This is a genomic window from Halorubrum sp. AJ67 (assembly GCF_000513435.1).
In genome coordinates, this window is sequence record NZ_CBVY010000019.1 from 68228 (window position 1) to 70677 (window position 2450).

At 65.7% G+C, this 2450-nt stretch carries 2 protein-coding genes and 2 pseudogenes; 3 read left to right on the plus strand and 1 reads right to left on the minus strand.

Going from position 1 to position 2450, the window contains the following annotated elements:
- Both BN903_RS13095 and BN903_RS13100 read left to right on the plus strand, forming a co-directional pair.
- A pseudogene (locus tag BN903_RS13095) lies at positions 1–609 on the plus strand (5-methyltetrahydropteroyltriglutamate--homocysteine methyltransferase); the annotation flags it as partial.
- Positions 609–1682 (plus strand): methionine synthase, encoded by a 1074-nt coding sequence (locus tag BN903_RS13100; protein WP_048078154.1) that lies wholly within the window; start codon positions 609–611, stop codon positions 1680–1682. The pseudogene BN903_RS13095 and the gene BN903_RS13100, both read left to right, overlap by 1 nt.
- Positions 1683–1748: 66 nt before the next feature.
- Here the strand turns inward: BN903_RS13100 and BN903_RS16100 are convergent, their stop codons facing one another.
- The gene (locus tag BN903_RS16100; protein ID WP_079890681.1) at positions 1749–1934 is read right to left on the minus strand and encodes a hypothetical protein; all 186 of its coding nucleotides are present in this window, start codon (positions 1932–1934) and stop codon (positions 1749–1751) included.
- A gap of 167 nt (positions 1935–2101) precedes the next feature.
- Here BN903_RS16100 and BN903_RS13105 point away from each other — a divergent pair.
- Positions 2102–2450, plus strand: a pseudogene (locus BN903_RS13105) (sugar phosphate isomerase/epimerase); the annotation flags it as partial.

The window sequence follows — 2450 nt, forward strand, 5'->3', positions numbered from 1 at the left end:
CCGCTCGCCGCCACGTTCCCCGGCCCGTACTCGCTCGCGGAGCTGGCGACCGACGACCACTACGGCGACGAGGCCGAGTTCCAGGCCGCGATCGCCGAGTTCCTCGCCGGGGAAATCGAAGCGTTCCCGGCCCACGAGACGCTGTTCCTGCTGGAGCCGTCGCTGGTGACGACTCCGCCCGCGGAGGGCGAGGAGTCGACGGCGACCGACGCGATCGCGACCGTCGCCGACGCGACCGACGCCGACGTGGTCGTCCAGACCGCCTACGGCGCGCTCGGCGAGAAGCTGTACGCCCACCTCGTCGACGAGGCGGGTGCGGACGCGCTCGGACTCGATCTGGTCGCCGGCGACCGCGACGACACCGTCTACAACGTTCAGGAGTTCGGTGCGACCGACTCGCTCGCCCTCGGCCTCGTCGACGGGCAGAACACGCTCGTCGAGGAGCCGGAGACGATCGCGGAGCGCGTCGAGTGGTTCGAGTCGCAGATCCCGAACGAGGCGTTCGACCGGACCTACCTGACGCCGAACACCGAACTGTTCTACCTGCCGACCAACAAGTACCGCGCGAAGCTGAACACGCTCGCCGCCGCCACGGAGGTGCTCGACTGATGGCCCGAAACCCCGCCGCCAACCGCGACCAGTTCCGCCCGGACGACCATCCGAACGACACGTTCCTGCTCTCGACGGTCGTCGGCTCGTACCCGAAGCCGAAGTGGCTCAACCGCGCGGACGAACTCGTCGACGACCCGGACTCGAAGTTCGACGATTCGGACCTCGAAGAGGCCCACGACGACGCCTGTCGGCTCATCACGCACGAGCACGAGCGCGCCGGGCTCGACACGGTCGTCGACGGCGAGATGCGCCGCAACGAGATGGTGGAGTTCTTCGCCGACCGCATCGACGGCTACGAGTTCAACGGCCCCGTGAAGGTGTGGGGCCACAACTACTTCGACAAGCCGTCGGTCGTCGAGGAGGTCGAGTACGACGAGCCGTGGCTGGTCGACGAGTTCGAGTTCACGTCCTCGGTCGCCGAGCGCCCCGTCAAGGTCCCGATCACCGGCCCGTACACCCTCGGATTCTGGGCGTTCAACGAGGCGTACCCCTCGACCGAGGAGCTGGTCTACGACCTCGCGGACCTCGTCAACGAGGAGGTCGAGAAGCTGGTCGAGGCCGGCGCGCGCTACATCCAGATCGACGAGCCGGCGCTGGCGACGACGCCGGAGGACCACGCCATCGTCGGCGAGGCGCTCGAACGGATCGCCGCCGGCATCCCGGAGGAGGTCCGGATCGGCCTCCACGTCTGTTACGGCGACTACTCGCGGGTGTACCCCGAGGTCAACGACTACCCGATCGACGAGTTCGACATCGAGCTCTCGAACGGCGACTACGAGCAAATTCCCGTCCTCGAAGAGCCCGAACTCGAACCGGACCTCGCGCTCGGCGTCGTCGACGCCCACACCGCCGAGGTGGAGTCCGTCGAGGAGATCAAACGGAACATCCGGCAGGGCCTCCGCGTCGTCCCGCCGGAGAAGCTCACGATCTCGCCCGACTGCGGGCTGAAGCTCCTCCCGCGCGATATCGCGTACGGCAAGACCGAGAACATGGTGACCGCGGTCCGCGAGGTCGAGGCCGAGATTGACGCCGGTGAGATCGACCTCGACAACCCGCTCGCCGACGACTGAGGCGATCCTGCTGCCGTTTTATTTTCATTCTATCTCACTCTGAGACAGCCGTTGGAGGGTGCTTGCTCATGACTCGGAGGTAACGAACAGGGTGGCAAGTGAGAGTCCTATAGAGACCGCCATGAGTGGCTCCCAAGCTCCAGTCTGTCCCGTGTAGTAGGCGGCTGCAATAGCGCCGACACACCCGAGCGCATACACACTTACTTCAACATCTTCTTCAACAACGACCTTCGGAACTGAATTTTCGGCCATTGATCACGAGCTATCGTGTCAGATTATAAATATTGTGTTCGCAAAGAGGTATGATAACTTCTTATCCTGTACTGAACGACCGGGATCTCAAAACAGTCACTCGGATCATGGCAGGGTCGCCACTCCAGCGACGCCATTTATAAGGGCACACCGAACCCACCGCCGCCATGGATATCGGTCTCACCGTCGGCGACGACCTCGACCGGCTCGCGGCGTCGCCGGCGCGGTTCGAGTTCTGCGAGCTCGGGATCGGCGAGCCGACGCTCGTGCCCGGCGAGATTGACCCCGACCGACTGGGCGACGCGCTCGACGGCCGCGACCTGCTCGTCCACCTCCCGTACGGCCAGCGGCTGGCGACGTACGTCCCCGAGGTCAACGACGCCATCGTCGACTACCAGCGTCGACTCCTGAACGCGGCCGGCGACCTCGGCGCGGAGAAGGCGGTCCTCCACGCCACCTCCGCCGACCGCGACGACGTAGCGTTCCGGGAGACGGCCGCCGAGCAGCTCCGTCGGG

Coding starts and splice junctions, on each gene's coding strand:
- BN903_RS13100 (WP_048078154.1), top strand. CDS start 609: ATGGCCCGAAACCCCGCCGCCAACCGCGACCAGTTCCGCCCGGACGAC.
- BN903_RS16100 (WP_079890681.1), bottom strand. CDS start 1,934: ATGGCCGAAAATTCAGTTCCGAAGGTCGTTGTTGAAGAAGATGTTGAA.